This is a genomic window from Enterobacter sp. RIT637, from assembly GCF_019718755.1.
Taxonomy (GTDB): Bacteria; Pseudomonadota; Gammaproteobacteria; order Enterobacterales; family Enterobacteriaceae; genus Enterobacter.
This window is the reverse complement of record NZ_JAIHAZ010000212.1, coordinates 1-508: the sequence shown is the minus strand read 5'-3', so window position 1 is coordinate 508 and position 508 is coordinate 1. Positions and strand designations below refer to the sequence as shown.

Genomic DNA, 508 nt, shown 5'->3' with positions numbered 1-508 from the left:
CTTCTGACGGAACGCATAACCAATCAGGCCGAACAGCGGCAGTGAGATCAACTCAATACCGAGGAACAGGGCCGCGAGGTGGTTCGCGTTCGCCAGCAGGATCCCGCCGAGGGCGGCAATCAGAACCAGCAGGTAAAACTCTTCTTTGTTGTCGTTGTAGCCTTCGAGCCAAGGGTAGGCAAAGGTACAGGTCGCCAGGCTCGCCAGCAGGACCAGCCCGGTGTACAGCATCGCAAAACCGTCAACGCGCATCAGCGGGGTGACATCCATTGCGCCCGCCTGGCCAACAAACCAGAGGGAGACTAACGCAGCGTTCAGACCTAAAACCGACAGTGTGGCATTCAGGAAGTGATTGCGTCGCCACGCAATGGAGAGCATCACAACCACCACCGTCAATCCGACGATCAGCAGCGGTAGCAGCGCGATCAGTTGTTGTGGAGTTATTGTCATGGCGATTTACAGCCTTGTATTAGAAGCAGAATTAACAAACCACTGCTGGATGTTACCC

Annotated in this window: 1 pseudogene; it reads right to left on the bottom strand. The window is 55.5% G+C overall.

The annotated features are described in order from the left end of the window. Window positions 1–450, bottom strand: a pseudogene (locus K5E19_RS24070) (NADH-quinone oxidoreductase subunit N); the annotation flags it as partial. Window positions 451–508: the final 58 nt, after the last annotated feature.